General features: G+C 56.5%; 15 protein-coding genes. 7 read left to right on the top strand and 8 right to left on the bottom strand.

Annotated elements, in window-relative coordinates; all coding sequences use genetic code 11:
* Positions 1–106: 106 nt before the first annotated feature.
* The 3 genes from FWJ25_RS03365 to FWJ25_RS03355 are packed head-to-tail and all read right to left on the bottom strand — an operon-like array spanning position 107 to position 3,053.
* Entirely contained in the window at positions 107–1,633 is a 1,527-nt protein-coding gene (locus FWJ25_RS03365) for a tripartite tricarboxylate transporter permease (protein WP_149598811.1), read from the bottom strand.
* Positions 1,633–2,079, bottom strand: a complete 447-nt coding sequence (locus tag FWJ25_RS03360; protein WP_149598810.1) for a tripartite tricarboxylate transporter TctB family protein — start codon at positions 2,077–2,079, stop codon at positions 1,633–1,635. Before FWJ25_RS03360 ends, FWJ25_RS03365 begins: the two co-directional genes overlap by 1 nt.
* The gene (locus tag FWJ25_RS03355; protein WP_149598809.1) at positions 2,076–3,053 is read right to left on the bottom strand and encodes a Bug family tripartite tricarboxylate transporter substrate binding protein; all 978 of its coding nucleotides are present in this window, start codon (positions 3,051–3,053) and stop codon (positions 2,076–2,078) included. The genes FWJ25_RS03360 and FWJ25_RS03355 overlap by 4 nt, the downstream gene beginning before the upstream one ends.
* A 213-nt stretch (positions 3,054–3,266) precedes the next feature.
* Here FWJ25_RS03355 and FWJ25_RS03350 point away from each other — a divergent pair, with 213 nt between their 5' ends.
* On the top strand, positions 3,267–4,907 hold the full coding sequence (locus FWJ25_RS03350) for an ATP-binding protein (RefSeq protein WP_149598808.1): 1,641 nt from the start codon (positions 3,267–3,269) through the stop codon (positions 4,905–4,907).
* Positions 4,904–5,590, top strand: coding sequence for a response regulator (locus FWJ25_RS03345; protein ID WP_149598807.1), 687 nt, complete (start codon positions 4,904–4,906; stop codon positions 5,588–5,590). The genes FWJ25_RS03350 and FWJ25_RS03345 overlap by 4 nt, the downstream gene beginning before the upstream one ends.
* Here the strand turns inward: FWJ25_RS03345 and FWJ25_RS03340 are convergent.
* A complete protein-coding gene (locus FWJ25_RS03340; RefSeq protein WP_149598806.1) occupies positions 5,572–6,471 on the bottom strand; it encodes an alpha/beta fold hydrolase in 900 nt (299 codons plus the stop codon). The two genes, FWJ25_RS03345 and FWJ25_RS03340, sit on opposite strands and share 19 nt — an antisense overlap.
* Before the next feature lie 121 nt (positions 6,472–6,592).
* Between FWJ25_RS03340 and FWJ25_RS03335 the strand changes: the two genes are divergently transcribed.
* Together FWJ25_RS03335 and FWJ25_RS03330 are read left to right on the top strand one after the other, a co-directional pair.
* On the top strand, positions 6,593–7,636 hold the full coding sequence (locus FWJ25_RS03335) for a GlxA family transcriptional regulator (protein ID WP_149598805.1): 1,044 nt from the start codon (positions 6,593–6,595) through the stop codon (positions 7,634–7,636).
* Between the two features lie 53 nt (positions 7,637–7,689).
* Positions 7,690–8,709, top strand: a complete 1,020-nt coding sequence (locus FWJ25_RS03330) for a sterol desaturase family protein (protein WP_149598804.1) — start codon at positions 7,690–7,692, stop codon at positions 8,707–8,709.
* A gap of 6 nt (positions 8,710–8,715) precedes the next feature.
* Here FWJ25_RS03330 and FWJ25_RS03325 read toward each other — a convergent pair whose 3' ends face one another.
* The 3 genes from FWJ25_RS03325 to FWJ25_RS03315 form a co-directional block, all read right to left on the bottom strand.
* Complete coding sequence (locus tag FWJ25_RS03325; protein WP_149598803.1) at positions 8,716–9,495, bottom strand: substrate-binding periplasmic protein; 780 nt, start codon at positions 9,493–9,495, stop codon at positions 8,716–8,718.
* Between the two features lie 189 nt (positions 9,496–9,684).
* Positions 9,685–10,569 carry a DMT family transporter gene (locus tag FWJ25_RS03320; protein ID WP_149598802.1) on the bottom strand — a complete coding sequence of 295 codons (885 nt, stop codon included), beginning with the start codon at positions 10,567–10,569 and terminating at the stop codon, positions 9,685–9,687.
* 148 nt (positions 10,570–10,717) lie between these two features.
* Positions 10,718–10,957 (bottom strand): TIGR02647 family protein, encoded by a 240-nt coding sequence (locus FWJ25_RS03315; RefSeq protein ID WP_149598801.1) that lies wholly within the window; start codon positions 10,955–10,957, stop codon positions 10,718–10,720.
* 52 nt (positions 10,958–11,009) lie between these two features.
* On the opposite strand from FWJ25_RS03315, the gene FWJ25_RS03310 reads away from it, so the two are divergent.
* From FWJ25_RS03310 to FWJ25_RS03300, 3 genes are all read left to right on the top strand, one after another.
* On the top strand, positions 11,010–11,705 hold the full coding sequence (locus FWJ25_RS03310) for a pseudouridine synthase (protein ID WP_149598800.1): 696 nt from the start codon (positions 11,010–11,012) through the stop codon (positions 11,703–11,705).
* A gap of 17 nt (positions 11,706–11,722) precedes the next feature.
* On the top strand, positions 11,723–13,069 hold the full coding sequence (locus tag FWJ25_RS03305; protein WP_149598799.1) for a dicarboxylate/amino acid:cation symporter: 1,347 nt from the start codon (positions 11,723–11,725) through the stop codon (positions 13,067–13,069).
* A 121-nt stretch (positions 13,070–13,190) separates the two neighbouring features.
* Positions 13,191–13,889 (top strand): lytic transglycosylase domain-containing protein, encoded by a 699-nt coding sequence (locus FWJ25_RS03300; protein WP_149598798.1) that lies wholly within the window; start codon positions 13,191–13,193, stop codon positions 13,887–13,889.
* 42 nt (positions 13,890–13,931) lie between these two features.
* Here FWJ25_RS03300 and putA read toward each other — a convergent pair whose 3' ends face one another.
* Positions 13,932–17,561 carry a bifunctional proline dehydrogenase/L-glutamate gamma-semialdehyde dehydrogenase PutA gene (putA, locus tag FWJ25_RS03295; RefSeq protein WP_149598797.1) on the bottom strand — a complete coding sequence of 1,210 codons (3,630 nt, stop codon included), beginning with the start codon at positions 17,559–17,561 and terminating at the stop codon, positions 13,932–13,934.
* Between the last annotated feature and the right edge of the window lie 91 nt (positions 17,562–17,652).

Raw genomic sequence — 17,652 nt, 5'->3', positions numbered from 1 at the left:
TTGCAGGAGTGCGTCGCTCAGAGTCTATCAGCCAGACAAAAAAAAGCACCGGGCGAACCCGGTGCAAGACTGACAACAAATCGTCAGTGGGAGCTGTAACAGATCGTCAATCGCTGACAGGTGTTTCTTTCATGGCTGCATTCATACGACGACGCAGAATCGGGCCCACAACGTAGGGCAATACAAGCCCGGCACCGGCCACTACCCAGAGCCCGATGGACAGAGGGCTTGCCCACAGAATGCTCCAGTCACCGTCAGACAGCACCAGTGCGTGGCCAAGATTCTTTTCCATCTCTGGCCCAAGCAGCAGACCGAGAATAATCGGCACCATTGGAATCTCCAGCTTGCGCAGGAAATAACCAGCCACGCCGAAGGCCACCATGAAATAGAGATCGAAGGTGCTGTGACTAATGGAGTAGATACCCACGAACGCTACCATCGTCACAATCGGCAGCAGGAACATCGGCGGTACCGACAGCAACTTCACAAAGAACCCCACCAGCGGGATGTTCAGCACCAGGAGCAGAACGTTACCGATCAGCAAGGCTGCAATAACACCCCATACGATGTCCGCATTCTGCGTGAACATCAGTGGCCCCGGCGTAATGTTCAGGGAGATCAGCATCGCCAGCAGAACCGCCGTGGTACCACTGCCCGGAACCCCCAGGGTCAGCATCGGCACCAATGCGCCGGAGGCAGCACCGTTGTTGCCTGCTTCCGGTGCCATCACACCGCGAATATCACCTTCACCGAACTTGCCTTTTTTGCCAACGGCCTGCTTTTCGATGGTATAGCTGATAAAGCTGCCCAGAGAGGCGCCCGCCCCCGGCAAAACACCGGCAATAAAGCCAAGAACACCACCACGCAGCTGGGTCGGGATGGTAGAAACCAGTTCTTTCAGGCTCAGACTCAGCTTTCCGACCGTCATCTTGTCACGGCCGCCACCCATGCGGTGCTCCACAAAGAACAGCAGCTCGGAGATGGCAAACAGACCCACGATGGCGAGGATGAAATCAATCCCCTCGTACAACTCCAGAACACCGAAGGTATAGCGTTGAGTACCCGTCGAGATATCGATACCCACCGTGGAGATCATGATACCCAGGGTCGCCGCAATCACCGTTTTGACCTGGTTCTTGCCAGTAATGCCACCCAGAGTCGCAAAGGCCAGCATGAACAGAGCGAAATACTCCGCCGGGCCGAATGTCAGGGCAAATTTCGCCAGTACCGGCGCCAGAAGAATCAGGCCCAGGGTTCCGATCATGCTTCCGACAAAGGAGGCGATCGCAGACGCGGCCAAAGCATCAGCAGCCCGGCCATTCTTCGCCATCGGATAACCGTCAAGGCAGGTCATCATGGCAGGCTCATCGCCGGGGATATTGAGCAGGATTGACGATATCCGTCCACCGTACATCGCACCGGCATACACCGATGTAAGCAGGATCATCGCGGTTTCAGGCGGCAGCCCCAGAGTAAAGGCCAGCGGGATAAGAATCGCCACACCATTTGCAGGACCAAGGCCCGGCAAACAGCCAATCAGCGTGCCCACAAACGCGCCGAACAGCGCAAACATCAGGTTGTACGGTGTGAACGCCACCGCAAACCCATCCATCAGGAATCCGATCGTTTCCATCAGTGCACCTCCAGCAGACCAGCCGGCAGGCTCAGGGACAGACCGTAGTTAAACAACACAAACACCACCACGGCACTGACCAACCCGGTGATAAAGGCCCGCTTTGGTGCAGCCCCCATGCGCCAGCTCAGCACGCCCACCGCAAGGGTGGTGGAAAGAACAAACCCAAGGGGTTCCAGCAGGAGGGCATACACCACCAGAACGACAACAGACACCACAAGTTCCAGTGCAGACTTGCCTACTGGCCACTGGGCATCCGGATCAGGTTTGATCATCAGATAGAGACTTCCCGCCACCAGTACCACAAAAAGAATGGTGGGGAAGGTTTCAGGGCCGACGCCCTCGGCGCCGCCGAACGGCTCGGGCCACTGTTGGGCAGCCCAGCCATAGGCGACGGCGAGGACCAGAAGGCCCAGGCCGAGAATACGATCACCGAGGCCCGTCATTTCAGCAACCCGATTTCGCGAGAGAGGTTTTCGATATCCTGCACCTGATCACGAACAAAGGTTTCAAACTCGTTCGCAGGCGGATGGAACGGAATCAGGCCATTACTGACCATAATCGTGCGCCATTCCTCACTGGCGTAGAGCTTTTCGACAGCATCAACCCAGTATTTCTTCGCCTCTTCGCCGGCGTCTTTTGGCATATAGAAGCCACGCCAGTTAGGACCAACGGCATCGATCCCCTGCTCTTTCGCTGTTGGCAGGTCGCTGAATTTTCCTGGCAGACGCTCGTCCGCCAGTACCGCGATAACTCGCAGATCTCCGGATTCCATGAAGCCGGTCGCTTCGGAAATGTCCCCGGTAAAAGCATCAACCTGGCCACCCACAACCTGAGTCATGGCTTCGCCACCGTTGTTATAGGACAGATAAGGGATACGGGGCAGGTTTTCCGCACCGGCCGCCTTGGCAGCGATCAGAACCTTGAGATGATCCCAACCACCACGGGCACTGCCACCGGCAAACTTGACGGATTTCGGATTCGCTTTGACCGCATCCATCAGTTCATTCAGATTCTGGTATTTCGAGTTTTTGCCTACCGCAATGATGCCGTAATCAGCACCCAGGGCGCCGACCCAGGTCACCATGTCGGCATTCATACCCGGAAACTGTCTCTGGGCAAGGCGGGTTGTCGTTGCAGTCGAGGCTGCAACCAGCAACTGGTCGTCGTCGGCCCGCTTGCTCACGGTATGGGCAAAGGCAACACCACCGCCAGCACCAGCCATGTTTACGGTCTGTACGCTGCCGCTGACAATTTCAAGTTGCTGCATAACGTTACCAACACTACGACAGGTAAAGTCCCAACCGCCGCCAGGATCCGCAGGCGCGAGACATTCGACTTTACCGGAGGGCTGCCAGGCATAGGCAGAAACAGAGACGGCGGCCGCCGCCACAAAGGACAGAGTTCGTTTGATCAGCATTGTTGCACCTCAATCAGCTTGTTTTTGTCGTCACTCCCGAGGTGGACCGAGTCCCTGGTGTTGGCAGACCAGAGGAGCGAGTGGCGGAAGATTAATAGGTAGAACCCGCTACACTGAAGCTTGTGAACGTAAGAGGTTTATTGGCTTTTAAACCCATTTTGTTCATAAAGATCACGGGCATCTTGTGAAGGGATGCATTAACCTGAGCCGCAAATGACAAAAAGCCTTTCCGGATCAGCATTGCATAAGACCAAACTCAAAACCCGAATGATCCTGACACTTGGATTGCTCGGCGCCTTTCAGACCATCCTGATCGGTGGTTTTGCCGGCTACTATCTGAGCAACTCTCTCTACGACGAGATCGCCCAGAGGGCATTGATGGTCGCTAAAACCGTAGCCGCAGCGCCTGCGACGATCAGTGGCATACAGTCACGGGATATCACCGGCCTCAATCAGTTAGCCACCCACCTTGCCGACACCAACGAGGCGCTTTTTATCGTGATTGGCGACCGGGAAGCCATCCGCCTGGCACATCCGGTAGAGGCCAAAATCGGCCTGTCGATGGCAGATGACGACGGCGACGACGGCCACGAGGCACTGGTGAATGGCAGCGCCTACGTTGGGAGGGCCAAGGGCAACCTTGGTGAGTCCATGCGGGGAAAAGCTCCGGTCCGGGTTCCCGACACCGGAGAAATCGTCGGCATCGTCTCTGTCGGCTACAGCCTGGCTCAGGTCGACACCACCATCCGCCGCTATAATTTTGTGCTCTATGGCGTGGTCGGGGTCATGCTGCTGGCCACGATCGTTGCAGCCATCGTGATTTCAGAACGTTTCAAGCGCGCCATTTTCGGACTGGAGCCAGAAGAAATTGCCCGCCTGTTCCGGGAACGGGAAGCAACCCTGCAGTCAGTGCGGGAGGGCATCATTGCGGTGAACCGGGAAGGCATCATCACTACAGCCAACCGGGCTGCCCATGAAACCCTGAACCTGCCGCCGGACAAACCTCTGGCCGGCACTCCCCTGCTCGACATACTGCCGGAAAGCAGCCTGATGTCGGTACTGGAAACCGGTCAGCCGGACTTCGACCGGGAGATCTGGTTACGGGGTCGGCAGATGGTAGTAAACAGGCTCCCGGTTCGTCAGGGAGACGACATCATTGGCGTGGTAGCAAGTTTTCGGCTATCCAACGAACTCGATCAGGTCAGCCGTCGGCTTACCCGCATCCAGCAGTATGCGGACACTCTGCGCAGCCAGACCCATGAGTACTCAAACAAACTTCATACCATTGCAGGACTCATTCAGATCGGCGCCAACGATGAGGCCCTGAGCCTAATCGGTAGCGAGGTCAGCGATCACCAGGCATTGCTGCACCTGCTGCTGGAAGCCGTGCCTGACCCGGTCATTGCAGGTTGCCTGTTGGGCAAGTACAACCGGGCAAGGGAAATGGGGCTGAATCTCGACATTGATCCCGACAGCCAGATGTCAGACATCCCCGAGTCCCTGCCACGGAATCAACTGGTCAGCGTTCTGGGCAACCTTATCGACAATGCACTTGAGGCCACCCGTCAACACACCGGAGAAGGCGGCCGGGTGAAACTGTCGATGACAGACCTCGGCGAAGAGCTCATCTTTGAAGTGGAAGATCAGGGGCCCGGCGTTCCGGAAGAGGCCCAACGGAAGATTTTTGAACGGGGAGTCAGTAGCAAGGGTGAAGATCATGGCATTGGCCTTCACCTTGTGCAGCAGTTTCTGAACCGCTGGGGGGGATCAATCACCGTGGAAAACCTGAACGAAGGCGGTAGCCGGTTTACCCTCTACCTGCCCAAACAACCGGAGGAGAGGACCAGCCTGTGACACCCATCCGGCTTTTGATTGTTGAGGATGATCGCAAAATTGCGGAAATCCAGCGCCGTTTTGTGGAACGCCTCGAAAACGTGGAGTTATGCGGTATCGCCCATACCCTTGCAGACGCCCGCGATCTTGCTGAAGTCATGGCGCCGGAACTGATCCTTTTGGATGTGTACTTCCCGGATGGCAACGGGCTTGACCTGCTACGGGAGCTGCGGGCCAGCGACAGCAGCAGCGACGTCATCCTGATCACCGCAGCCAAGGAAGTGGAAACCCTGCGCAGCGCTTTGCGCGGCGGTGTCTTTGACTACATCCTGAAACCCCTGGTTTTCGAGCGGCTTCAGGAAGCCGTCAACCGGTACCGTGAGCACCTGGACAGACTCTCAGGGCTTCACCAGTTAGCGCAAAAAGAGGTTGATGCTCTCCTGCCCCGCGGCACTGGCGAAGACGACCCGGCAAAAAGGGAACGCCTGCCCAAAGGCATCGACGCCCTGACTCTGGACAAAATCCGAGAGGTAACGGCTCGCGGCGGGCAGTGGAGTGCCGAAGAGATGGGAGGCGAAATAGGCGCCTCGCGCACAACCGCGAGACGCTACCTTGAATATCTGGTCGGTAACTCTGAGTTGCAGGCTGAAGTTACCTACGGATCGGTCGGACGCCCGGAAAGGCGTTATTTCCTCAAGAGCTGACCAAAGACGCGCTCAACCACGGTGGGATGCCAGAGCAGGCGAAAATGCCCGAGTCCCTGTGTCTGGAAAATCTCGCTCCCCGTCCACTGCTCCCTTACCCGCCGGCTCTGCTCCGGAGGAATCTGTGTATCGTCCTGATCGGCAATGATCAACGCCTGCCCTGACAGTTCCGCAGCCATCCCGTCAAACGAAAACTGCTGCCAGACACCTTCACCAAATCGCCGTTCCATACGCCCTCTCTGGCCCGCAATCAGCTTGTCCGAGAGCCCCAATAACTGACCAAATCCCGCCACAACGGATGCAAGATCCCGCGGAGGAGCCAACAGGAATGTCTGCTCAGATTCAACTCCGTCAACCAGAGCCCGAGCCGCCGCAAGACTGCCAATCGAGTGCGCAACGATGGCCTTGAGCGGCCCAAAACTGCCAGCTACCCTCTCCACCGCTTCAGACATTTCCAGCAAGTTAGTCTGCAATCCCTCGGCACGGCCGTGAGCAGGTGCATCGTAGACAACAACCCGATAACCGGCCTTGACCAGAGGGCCAATAAAGGCGCCGAACTGGATGCCCGACCCGGACCACCCGTGCACCATAAGGACAGTGGGCCCAAATCCCCAGCTATAGACCGGTATCCGCTGGTTTCCCGCCCAAAGCTGGGTATAGGCATCCGCTTCCTCGAAAAGGTGCTCATAGCGGGTTGGTACAGGCAACCGGCGCGGTGTAAAAAACAGGTGCTCCACAACATTTCCCGCAAATTCCGGCGCAATCCTCTGCAATCCGTTCAAGCCCCGCCCAATCAATGACGTTTTGGCTGAACCTGGAGCCACCCTGGCATCGGAAACCTGTGTCGCTGTTCGAGTATTGATATGCGTGTGGATTGTCATGTCCAGTCCTCCCTGCCCGGAAGGCCCTATGCCCTCCGTTAGTTCAAGGCCAGAATACGACTTGCTCCGAACGGATCAGAGTGGCATATTTGACACATTAAATGCGAAAAGGGCCAAAACCATGATCAAAATTGCCATCGTTGCTCTTCCCTACTGCCACGGTAGCGGCGTAATCGGAATCATGGATTTTTTCGCGGCTGCCAACTTCTGCGATCAGCCCACACCATCCGACGGCCCAAGGTTCGACTGCCAGATCGTGACTGTCGATGGTGCCCCGGTGACCACCTACAGCGGTGTCAGCATAGCCCCGACGACTGAGTGGCCAGACTACAACCCGGACCTGATCATCGTAGGTTCTGCTATGGAGGCCGTGCTGGGAGATCGGCACATCGACACGTCGCTGGCCCGTTCGGCACCCATCCATGACTGGCTTCGGAATAGCCACCAACAGGGCGCAACCCTCGCCAGTGTCTGCACAGGCAGCTTTGTTCTGGCCGAGGCAGGATTACTGGCCAATCAGGTGGCCACCACCCACTGGCGGGCAGCTCCGGCTTTCCGGCGCCGCTTTCCAGAGGTACGGCTGGAAGCCGATGAACTCCTGATCGACAACGGACAGATTATTTGTGCCGGTGGGGCAACGTCGTTTGTTGATCTTTGCCTCTACCTCGTGGAAAAGCTGGGTTCCCCTTCACTGGCCCTGGCCTGCAGTAAGTTGCTGATTCTGGATGCCCGGCGAACCGAGCAGACGCCTTATATGAGCTTCTACAGCAGCCTGGCACATCAAGACGACGCCATTGCGGAAACCCAACGATGGCTGGAGACACACTACAACGATCCACTCAGTGTTGATCAGCTTGCCGGGATTGCCGGCATTGGAACGCGCACCTTTAAACGGCGCTTTAAAGACGCAACCGGAGAGACACCCCTGCACTACATTCAGCAAATGCGGATCGAAGCAGCCAAACACCAGTTGGAGTCTACTCAGCAGCAGACATCCCAAATCATCTGGGGAGTCGGATATGAAGATACAAGCTCATTCAGGAGGCTATTCAAACGGACGGTAGGCTGCACCATGGAACAGTACCGTCGACGATTCAGCTACGTAACGCCACGGCTCACCAGCCACAAACAACAACCACTCGCTTCTGAGAACCACTCTCATTGAATTAATAAGCAAGTGCATCTATAATCCGACTCGTTTTTATGAGGGCACTCGCCGTGGATGCATTCCGAACAGTTCTGGAATACCTGAACCACTACATCATTGATCCGGTAACTGACCAGTTTCTTGGCATTTTCGACCTGAATGGCCGACTGGGCGTAGTGTTTCTGGGAATATCCCTTCTGGTTGCCTATGGCCTGTTTCGTTTTCGTATTCACCAGGGAACCGCGGCAGCCAGTACGTTCTGGCAATTCCTCGGCGGAAACCGGGTCAACTTCCATCGGTCTGCGCTTCTTGATTACCGCTACTACCTGATCCGGGCCATTCTCAAGGTAACGCTGGTGTTGCCGGTTGTCGCTCTGGTCGACCCTTATGTGTTCCGCTCGGGTGACTACATTGCCTTTTTCACCAACCTCTGGGGAGCTCGGCCTCAGCTGGGTGAAAACCTTTCACTCACTCTGCTCTATGGCCTCGGGCTGTTTCTTCTTCATGATTTCAAGCACTACTGGGTCCATCGTGCGTTCCACTCGAAGTGGCTCTGGGAGTTTCACAAGGTTCACCATTCCGCGCCGGTGCTGGTACCGGCAACTGCGAGCAGAATTCACTTTGTGGAAAAAATCGTGGAACGAATTGCCACGGCGGTTCTGGTTGGGGGGTATGCGGGGGCGTTCTGGTACGCCTGCGGAGGGGAGATCAGCCGCTACACACTCTTCGGCGTGACCTACCTGACGTTCATCTTCAACAGTCTGGCGGCGAACCTTCGCCACAGTCACGTGTGGTTTTCATTCGGTCCGGCACTGGAGCATATTTTCAACAGCCCGGCCCAGCACCAGATCCATCACAGCGACGCGCCCCGTCACTTTAACAAGAATTTCGGCACCAACCTGTCCCTGTGGGACTGGATGTTCGGCACCCTGTACGTAACCAGTGCCCAACAGGAAAACATCCGGTTCGGCACGGGAAGCCGCGATGCCGAGCGCTATCTCACACTCTACAGCCTGATCGTCACGCCGTTTGTGGACATTGCCAAAAGGCTGAAGCGACCGGCTCACACATCCGAACAAGAACCGGCCTGATCCTACTCACTCGTAACGGGCAACAATGGCATCCAGGTCTCCGGCATTGCGCGCGGAATCCAGCGCCTGTTGGAGGTCAGCTACGATAGCTGGGGATGTCTGTTTGTTCAGGGCCAGATACATCGGGGTTTCGCGGAAGACCAAAACCGACTTGAGCCCGGTAACCCCCTGACTTTCAGCCATCATCGGCCCGACCAGGCCGTCAGTAACCCAAAGATCCGCCTGACCCAGCTTCAGACGACTGGCGTTCACATCGCTCGACAGACTCATGACGACATTGAACCCCTGCTCGACCAGATACTCAGACATCACATCGCCTTTGTAACCGGCAATGGTAAGATCCTTTGCGTCCTCAAGACTGTTCAGCGTGATGGTCGAATCAGGCGCAGCAAACAATGTCCACTTGATGGATGCCATCGGCCCCACCCACTGGAACAGGTCCTCTCGTTCATCGGTTCGGGCGGTGCAGAAGAGGCCATGATTTTCCTTCTTCTGAACCCGCTCATAGGCAAGGCTCCAGGCCCGCATTTTCATGACATAGTCATAACCGGCACGAGCCAGCATGGTTTTCACCATATCGCCACAAATGCCGGAAATATCCTCGGCATTGTGAGCAAAGCCCTCACCGGTCGAGGAGGTGTTATAAGGAGGGTAATTCTCGGTAAAGATATACAGACGCTCTGCGGCCAGGGACGAACTCACCACGGCCGACAAAACCATACCGAACAGACTGCGCTTTACCAGGCCCGGCAACTTTGAGCCCATCAATGCTGTAGAGACTGACACTATTATGTCCTTTCCAACGATTCAATTTTGGCGTTTTTGGCCAATGAACCTGAGCGATTCTGCCAAGGCTCGTATCATTACCCGTCCCGGGACAAATGTCAGTGACAAAAAGTATCCAGCGGCTAAAAAACCGTGAAAAAAATAAAAAACTGATATAGATCAAGGCTTCCATGCCTTGTGACACCGGAATCATCCATTTTTGGCACGTTGCGTTACCGACAGGGCAACGCCGGTGATAGCCACCAGCCCACCCGCCATGGCGAGTCCACCAAGGCGCTCGTCAAAAAGCAGGAAGGCTTCCAGGGCGGTAACCGGAGGAACCAGATAGAAAAGGCTGGCGACCTGAGACGCCGCACCTTGCCGGATAAGCCACATCAGCAACAAGATGGCCCCTATCGATACCCCGAGAACCAACCAGGCCATTGAGAGCTGCAGTTGCAGGCTCCACTCGACTTGGCGGGTTTCAAACAGCAGGGCTCCAGCCGCAAATAACAGGGCCGCAGCCCCATATTGGATGACAGTGCCTGCTACCAGGTCCGCTCCGGTACCATGACGTTTCTGATATACAGTACCGATAGAAATGCCCGCCAGCGCCAACAGGGCCCACAGCAGAGACCAGGCCGAAAGCCCGACGCCCGCACCTCCGAACTTTTCCGCTAACACCAGCGCAACCCCGAGCAGACCCAGCACAAGACCAAGCCACTGCCTCCGGGTAACCGATTCGTTCAGGAATAACACCGCAGCGCCTGCTGTAACCAGAGGCTGCAACCCGACAATCAGGGACACTACGCCAGAAGCCATTCCTTCGGTAATGGCGTAGTACACGCCTCCCAGGTAACACCCGTGAACCAGAAGGCCAGTGACCGCCAAATGCCCAGCCCCCCGCCAGCCAGGCCAGCGGGTTTTCAACACCCCCGCAAGAGCAATCAACAGCCCCAGGGTGAGCAGCATGCGAATCAGCAATAGCGTAAACGGCTCTGCGTAGGGCAGACCATATTTGGCACCGATGAAGCCTGTACTCCAGAGCCAGACGAACAGGGCCGGTATGAAAAATGAGAAAAAAAGTGAACGCATGCGACCTAACTATTATTAAGACGATGAATGGACGAACACTTTAAAAATGGGAACGCAAACAAAACAGATACAGAAAACCGGGAATACGACCGGTACAGATACCTGTAACCGGTCTTAAGGGACTTCAACAGATTGCAAACAGACGTGCTTAGCCACCCTGCAGAATAGATTGCAGTTTCTGGGTCAGATCCACGGCCTCAGCACCCAAAGGGGTCAGGTAGCCCCCGTCCTTCTGGCTGATCAGTCCTTTGTCAAAAAGGTTCTCAGCGGCCTGTACCGTTTCAGGCGCCGCAGTATGGGCATGCACTTTTATGCCCTCCTGGGTGGAGGTTGAGGAAAACTGGGTAAGAAGATTGAGCTCAGCAAGGCAATCGGCAGAGAATGGCATGGCATTTCCTCGTATTATTATTGGGTCTTCACCTAGCATAGCCGATTCCCGAATGAAGCTCTCCCGAATTCTCAGTAACTGTAATGGCATCAGCCGAAAGCAGGCCAATGCACTGATTGCGGCCGGAAGAGTGACGGTTGACGGAGCAACCTGCCGGGATGCTGCCCTTGACGTCATAAAGTTCGCAAAGGTGCAGCTTGATGACCGCATCATTCAATCCGGGGAAACGGCTCATTACCTGATGCTCAACAAACCGGCCGGATATCTCAGCGCTACCACAGATGACATTCATCCTACCGTGCTGGATCTGGTGCCCCCTGAATTGCACCCCGACCTCCATATCGCCGGCCGGCTGGATCGTGCAAGCACCGGTCTGCTGATCCTGACCAACGACGGCAACTGGTCGCGCCGGCTGACAGAGCCGAAAATAAAGATTCCAAAACAGTACCGGGTAACCACCGTTTCCCCGATCAGCCCGGAAACGGCGAGGACGTTCGCCGACGGTATCTGGTTCGAATTCGAGCAGCTCAGGACTTCCCCGGCCCAGATTGAGGTACTCGGCCCGCACGAAGCCCTCGTCACCATCTACGAAGGCCGCTACCATCAGGTTAAGCGAATGTTCCATGCCGTGGGGAACCGCATCACTTCCCTGCACCGGGAATGCATGGGTGACATAGGCCTGGACCCGGGGCTTTCCGCCGGCCAGTATCGCCCGCTGTCCGGGGACGAAATCCAGTCGGTGCCCTGACAAGGAGTAAGTATCTGATGCCCAATACCTCATCTCTCGACAGCATCCGCCCGTTACGCCATCTGAGCATTTACCTGTCAGGGCTGGTCAAGGGGCGCCTCTGGCTGAAAGTGCTGGTGGGCATGTTCCTTGGACTCATCGTTGGCACATTACTCGGCCCCTCGGTTGGCCTGGTCGAGCCCGAAACCGGAACACTGATCGGTAACTGGCTGGCTTTTCCCGGCCAGCTCTTCCTCGCGACCATACAGATGATTGTGATCCCTCTGGTCATTGCCTCAGTGGTTCGGGGGCTGGCCGCCAGCGAAAACCTTGAGCAGCTGCGTAAACTCGGCGTCAGGGTGACGGTTTTTTTCGTCATAACAACCGGTATTGCCGCTTCCATCGGTCTCTGGGTGGGCGGCCTGATGAATCCCGGTCAGATGATGAAAGGGCTGGCTATCCCGGATACGCCTGCACCGGAAGCCACAGCCATGCCCAGCGTTATGGATCTGCCACAGACCCTGCTTGGTCTGCTACCCGGTAACCCTCTGGACGCCATGGTCGAAGGTCAGATGCTGCAAGTGGTCATTTTCTCCATCATCGTGGGCGTCGCGCTGGTCAGCATGGCTCCGGAGAAGTCCCGGCCGATGCTGGACCTTCTGGACTCACTCCAGCAGATCTGCATGACGGTGGTTCGCTGGGCCATGCGACTTGCGCCCTTTGCAGTGTTCGGACTGATGGCCCAGCTCACCACAACCATAGGGTTCAAGGCCATGCTGGGGATGGCCTCCTATGTGGTGACTGTCCTTTTGGGGCTTCTGGTGCTTCTCGCTTTTTACCTGATTGTTCTCAAGCTTCGTGCGGGAGAACCTCCACTCCGGTTCCTGAAGGACACACGGGACGTACTGCTGCTGGCCTTTTCGACATCCAGTTCAGCCGCCGTAATGCCCCTGTCGATCCGCACAGCAGAGGACAAACTTGGAGTCAGGCCGTCTGTCTCACAGTTTGTTATCCCCCTGGGCGCGACCATCAACATGAATGGCACCGCACTCTATCAGGCAGTTGCCACGGTATTCCTCGCCCAGGTTTACGGTATCGACCTCAGTATGGGCAGTATGGCTCTGGTTGTTGCGATGGCGGTTGGCGCTTCGATCGGGTCACCGGCGACCCCCGGGGTTGGCATCGTAATACTGGCCATGGTGCTGCAAACAGTGGGCGTACCACCCAGCGGAATTGCATTAATCATGGGCGTGGACCGGATTCTTGATATGTGCCGGACCGCCATCAATGTCACCGGCGACCTGGTAACCTGTCGACTGATGGAAAACTGGTCAGGGGAGCGCCTGCCGCCGGAAACATCGGTTGAGAGCAGCGGCGCGAAGTGAGAACTGGCCGACACCGTACCAATCAGTAACACATTTCGGACAATCTATGCCGTTTCATCCTTGCGACAGGACCGTATAATCATCAGCAACACCACTGTGAGCTTAATGGTTTGAGAGCAGCATGACGGGTTTCAGATCACCCTTGATTCTTTCCCTGGCCCTGACAGCGGCCATGCTGTCTGCGCAGGTATCGGCAGACAGCATCAAGCGTATTGTGCACCCGGATGGCCGTGTGGAGTTCACCAACGTCAAAAGTGATCAACCGCGCGCATCAACCGGCAACGATACGGTTTACCGTTATAAAGACGAGCATGGTGTCATTGCCTACAGCAGCAACCGACCTGCCGGCTCAGAGTTCGAGGTTATCCGCTTCCACTGTTACGCCTGCGACCCGAACTCAAAGGTCGACTGGCGCAAAACACCTCTGTTCACCAGCCCCTACCGCAAGGAAATCCAGACCGCCGCACAGGAGTTCGGGGTAGATCCCGCCCTGGTTCGTGCAGTGATTCATGCGGAATCCGCGTTTAACGAAAAGGCTCTGTCACCGGTGGGTGCCCAGGGGCTCATGCAGCTGATGCCGGCAACGGCCGAAGAGCTGGGTGTGAAAAATGCTCTCGTAGCTGCAGAGAACATTCGTGGGGGAGTGAACTATCTCGCCAGGATGCTGGACCGCTTCGATGGCGATATAAAGCTGGCTACTGCGGCCTACAATGCTGGCCCCGGTGCCGTAACACGCTATGGCAGCGTGCCACCGTACGCAGAGACCAAAGCCTACGTGGAGAGGGTGGGTATTCTTCACGAGCGTTACGCAGCCCGTTAAAAACTGACTGCGTAACGGCATGAAAAAACCGAAATCTGCCGCTTACTCAGAAGCGGCGATCAGGCTGGCGTTACCGCCGGCTGCAGTAGTGTCCACACACAGGTGACGCTCGATCACAAAACGCTGATCCAGCTTGTGCTCGGTAATGATCTGCAACAGCGCGCCATCACGCTTGGCAAGAGCCTGTCGGTACTGCTTCAGCAGGGATGCGTCCGCCACCGTCGTAACGGCTTCAAAGCCGCTGAGTACTGCCAGAGCTTCCGGATCCAGCAGACCGTTGGCTGCAACAATCGGCAAATCAGCCTTCACAGCACCCTCAGCCTTCTTCTCAACGTCTGGCGCAATCACCACTACCTTGTTGCCCTGGGACAACGCCGTTGCCGCCTGCTCCATCGCAGAATCAGCATCCGGCCCCAGACACAGAACCACACCACGGGCATGGTCGGATAGATGGTTCTGCTCCCCTGTCGGCCCGGGCATCACTTCATAGCCACTATCCAGCGGTGCAGGAACAGTACCGAAGAAGGGCTTGAGGATTTCCTGACGGTTTTCCGGCTTCGGAGCCTCCAGGCTATCGAGCTTGCCAATCAGCTTCTGAACACGGTCTGCAGACAGCGCCCTGGCACCTGCCTCGGCCGGCTTGCTGACCGTCGCGCCTTTCATAAAGCGGCGAACATAGTGTGGACCACCCGCCTTCGGACCAGTACCAGACAGGCCTTCCCCGCCAAAGGGCTGAGAGCCTACGATGGCGCCGATCTGGTTGCGGTTCACGTAGGTATTACCTACTTTGATGCGGCTGGTGATACGCTCAATCCGGCGATCTACACGGCTGTGCACACCGAAGGTCAGGCCGTAGCCTTTGGCATTGACAGAATCCACCACCTTGTCGATGTCCTTGGCTTCGAAGGTTGCCACATGCAGTACCGGGCCAAAGATTTCCTCTTCCAGCTCTTCAATACCACTGACCTTGAGCACTGCCGGAGACACGAACAGACCGTTGTTCGGTACGTCCAGTTTTTTCAGCAACTGGCCTTTCTGCTCGAAACGGTTGCAGTGCTCAGTGATTTTCTTGCGAGCATTTTCATCGATCACCGGGCCAACGTCGGTAGACAACAACCACGGATCGCCAATACCCAGCTCTTCCATGGCGCCATACAGCATTTCCAGCAGGTGATCAGCGATGTCTTTCTGGACGTACAGCATACGCAGGGCAGAACAACGCTGACCGGCACTCTGGAAGGACGACGCCAGAACATCCCGGACAACCTGTTCCGGAAGTGCGGTGGAATCCACGATCATAGCGTTCAGACCACCGGTTTCGGCAACCAGCGGTGCATCCGGGTCCATGCTCTCAGTCATGACCTTGTTGATGCGCTGAGCAGTCGCAGTCGAACCGGTAAAGCAGACACCGGCTACCCGTGGATCGGACGTCAATGCCGAGCCGACAGTCGCACCAGTGCCCGGAAGCAGTTGCATAGCAGCCTTGGGCACACCCGCCTGATGCATCAGTTCTGCCGCGCGGACCGCCAGCAATGATGTCTGTTCGGCAGGTTTGGCAACCACGGCATTACCCGCTGCCAGGTTCGCCAGAATCTGGCCGGTAAAGATCGCCAGCGGGAAGTTCCACGGAGAGATACAACAGATCACACCGCGAGCCTCTCCATCGTTCTGGTAGCGAATGCCTTCATTGGCGTAGAACATCGCAAAGTCGACCGCTTCACGGATCTCCGCAACGGCATCCAGCAACGACTTGCCTGCCTCACGGGTTGTCAGCGCGAACAGCTCGTAGGCGTGCTCTTCATACAGATCGCCCACTTTACGGATGATTGCGGCACGGTCTTCAGCAGAGAAGGCTGACCAGCTCTTGAAACCATCGCTGGCAGCATCCAGAGCGGCGCTTACATCAGCATCTGAGGCAAAGGTAATCTCCCCAACCAGATCATCCGGGTTGGCAGGGTTACGAACCTCGACAACCTGATCACTGGTGGCCTCAACCGCCATAACCGGGCCACCTTTCCACAGGTGCTCACGATACCGGCCACGGCCTTCTTCCACCTCGGCGATGGTGATTGGATCGGTGATATCCCAACCCTTGGAGTTACGACGCTGGTCACCAAACAACCTGGCCGGAGTCACAATAGCCTTGGAGGAGATGTTCACACCCAGACCATTCACCACGTCGATGGGATCTTTGGCGATTTCTTCCGGGGTGATGCTGGTATCAACAATCTGATTAACGAAAGAGCTGTTGGCCCCGTTCTCCAGCAGACGACGCACCAGATAGGCCAGCAGGTCGCTGTGGGCCCCCACCGGAGCGTAGATGCGGCAAGGTACACCGCTATCGGCAATAACCTGATCATGCAGGGACTCGCCCATGCCATGCAGACGCTGGAATTCGAATGCGCTGCGATCCAGTTCCTTACCCAGCTCCAGAACGGCAGATACCGAGTGCGCGTTATGGGTCGCAAACTGCGGATAAATACGATCCGTCATTCCCAGCAGTTGCTTGGCGCAGGAAAGATAGGACACATCACTGCACGCCTTGCGGGTAAATACCGGAAAACCGGTGAGCCCCATAACCTGGGCACGCTTGATCTCGGCATCCCAGTAGGCACCTTTGACCAGACGAACCATGATGCGGCGATCCAGCTTTACTGACAGCGCGTACAACCAATCCAGAGTCTGGGAGGCGCGCTTTCCAAAGGCCTGAACAACGACGCCGAAACCATTCCAGCCGGCCAGCTCTGAATCGGAAAGGATCGCTTCGATAACATCCAGCGACAGATCCAGACGATCCTGCTCTTCCGCATCAATATTGAAGCCCATGTTGGCTTTGGCGGCTTTCTTGGCCAGTGCCAGCGCACGGGGCGCCAACTCGCTCATCACACGATCTTTGTTGCCAAATTCATAACGGGCGTGCAGAGCAGATAGCTTGACCGAAATACCGGGGTTGGTCCGCACATCACCCTTGCAGTTCTTGGCAATGCTGTCGATGGCATCGGAATAAGCGTTAAAGTAACGAACAGCATCGGCATCTGTTCGTGCGGCTTCGCCGAGCATATCGTAGGAATAGGTGTAACCCCGCTGAACCTGAGCTTCGCCCCGCTCCTGGGCCTCTTCAATGTCGCGGCCGAGCACAAACTGGCGCCCCATCTCTTTCATCGCCTGCCCGGCAACGGTACGAACCACCGGCTCGCCCATGCGCTTGACCAGCTTGCGCAGGGTTTCACCAACGCTCTGCCGCTCGGAGTCTTTCAGCAGATTGCTGGTCATCAGCAGGGCCATGGTAGCGGTGTTGATCATACCGGACTGGGCCTTGCCCACGTGGGCACCCCAGTTGCCTGAGGTGATCTTGTCTTCAATCAGGTCGTGAATCGTAAGGTTATCGGGCACCCGCAACAGCGCTTCCGCCAGGCACATCAGCGCCACACCTTCTTTGGTGGTCAGCCCGTACTCTGCCAGGAACTTTTCCATGATGGTCGCGCGGGCATTCTTGCGAACGCTGCGCACAAGGTCGGCGGCGCGGGCAGAGATGGCTTCCCGTTCCGCCTGAGTCAACTGAGCGTCATCAATCAGTTTGTGAATCACCGCGTATTCATCGGCCAGATAGTTCTGCCGGATAGCCTGGCGATTTATGTTCAGGTCTGGATTCACCGATTGCTGCGCACTCATAGACGTACCCTCTTAGCTGTTGATCTTCTCTATCTCGCATTCTACCGAGAATAAAAAAGACGATTCCTCCATTAAACAAAAACTGACAGTT

The sequence above is a fragment of the Marinobacter salinexigens genome, assembly GCF_008370345.1.
In the GTDB taxonomy this organism is placed as follows: Bacteria; Pseudomonadota; Gammaproteobacteria; order Pseudomonadales; family Oleiphilaceae; genus Marinobacter; species Marinobacter salinexigens.
Note: the sequence above shows the minus strand (reverse complement) of the source record. Positions and strands in the feature narration are given on the sequence as shown.

Excerpts from the sequence above, each read along its gene's own strand:
- FWJ25_RS03365 (WP_149598811.1), bottom strand. The coding sequence starts at position 1,633 with ATGGAAACGATCGGATTCCTGATGGATGGGTTTGCGGTGGCGTTCACA.
- FWJ25_RS03360 (WP_149598810.1), bottom strand. The coding sequence starts at position 2,079 with ATGACGGGCCTCGGTGATCGTATTCTCGGCCTGGGCCTTCTGGTCCTC.
- FWJ25_RS03355 (WP_149598809.1), bottom strand. The coding sequence starts at position 3,053 with ATGCTGATCAAACGAACTCTGTCCTTTGTGGCGGCGGCCGCCGTCTCT.
- FWJ25_RS03350 (WP_149598808.1), top strand. The coding sequence starts at position 3,267 with ATGACAAAAAGCCTTTCCGGATCAGCATTGCATAAGACCAAACTCAAA.
- FWJ25_RS03340 (WP_149598806.1), bottom strand. The coding sequence starts at position 6,471 with ATGACAATCCACACGCATATCAATACTCGAACAGCGACACAGGTTTCC.
- FWJ25_RS03335 (WP_149598805.1), top strand. The coding sequence starts at position 6,593 with ATGATCAAAATTGCCATCGTTGCTCTTCCCTACTGCCACGGTAGCGGC.
- FWJ25_RS03320 (WP_149598802.1), bottom strand. The coding sequence starts at position 10,569 with ATGCGTTCACTTTTTTTCTCATTTTTCATACCGGCCCTGTTCGTCTGG.
- FWJ25_RS03315 (WP_149598801.1), bottom strand. The coding sequence starts at position 10,957 with ATGCCATTCTCTGCCGATTGCCTTGCTGAGCTCAATCTTCTTACCCAG.
- FWJ25_RS03310 (WP_149598800.1), top strand. The coding sequence starts at position 11,010 with ATGAAGCTCTCCCGAATTCTCAGTAACTGTAATGGCATCAGCCGAAAG.
- FWJ25_RS03305 (WP_149598799.1), top strand. The coding sequence starts at position 11,723 with ATGCCCAATACCTCATCTCTCGACAGCATCCGCCCGTTACGCCATCTG.
- FWJ25_RS03300 (WP_149598798.1), top strand. The coding sequence starts at position 13,191 with ATGACGGGTTTCAGATCACCCTTGATTCTTTCCCTGGCCCTGACAGCG.
- putA (WP_149598797.1), bottom strand. The coding sequence starts at position 17,561 with ATGAGTGCGCAGCAATCGGTGAATCCAGACCTGAACATAAATCGCCAG.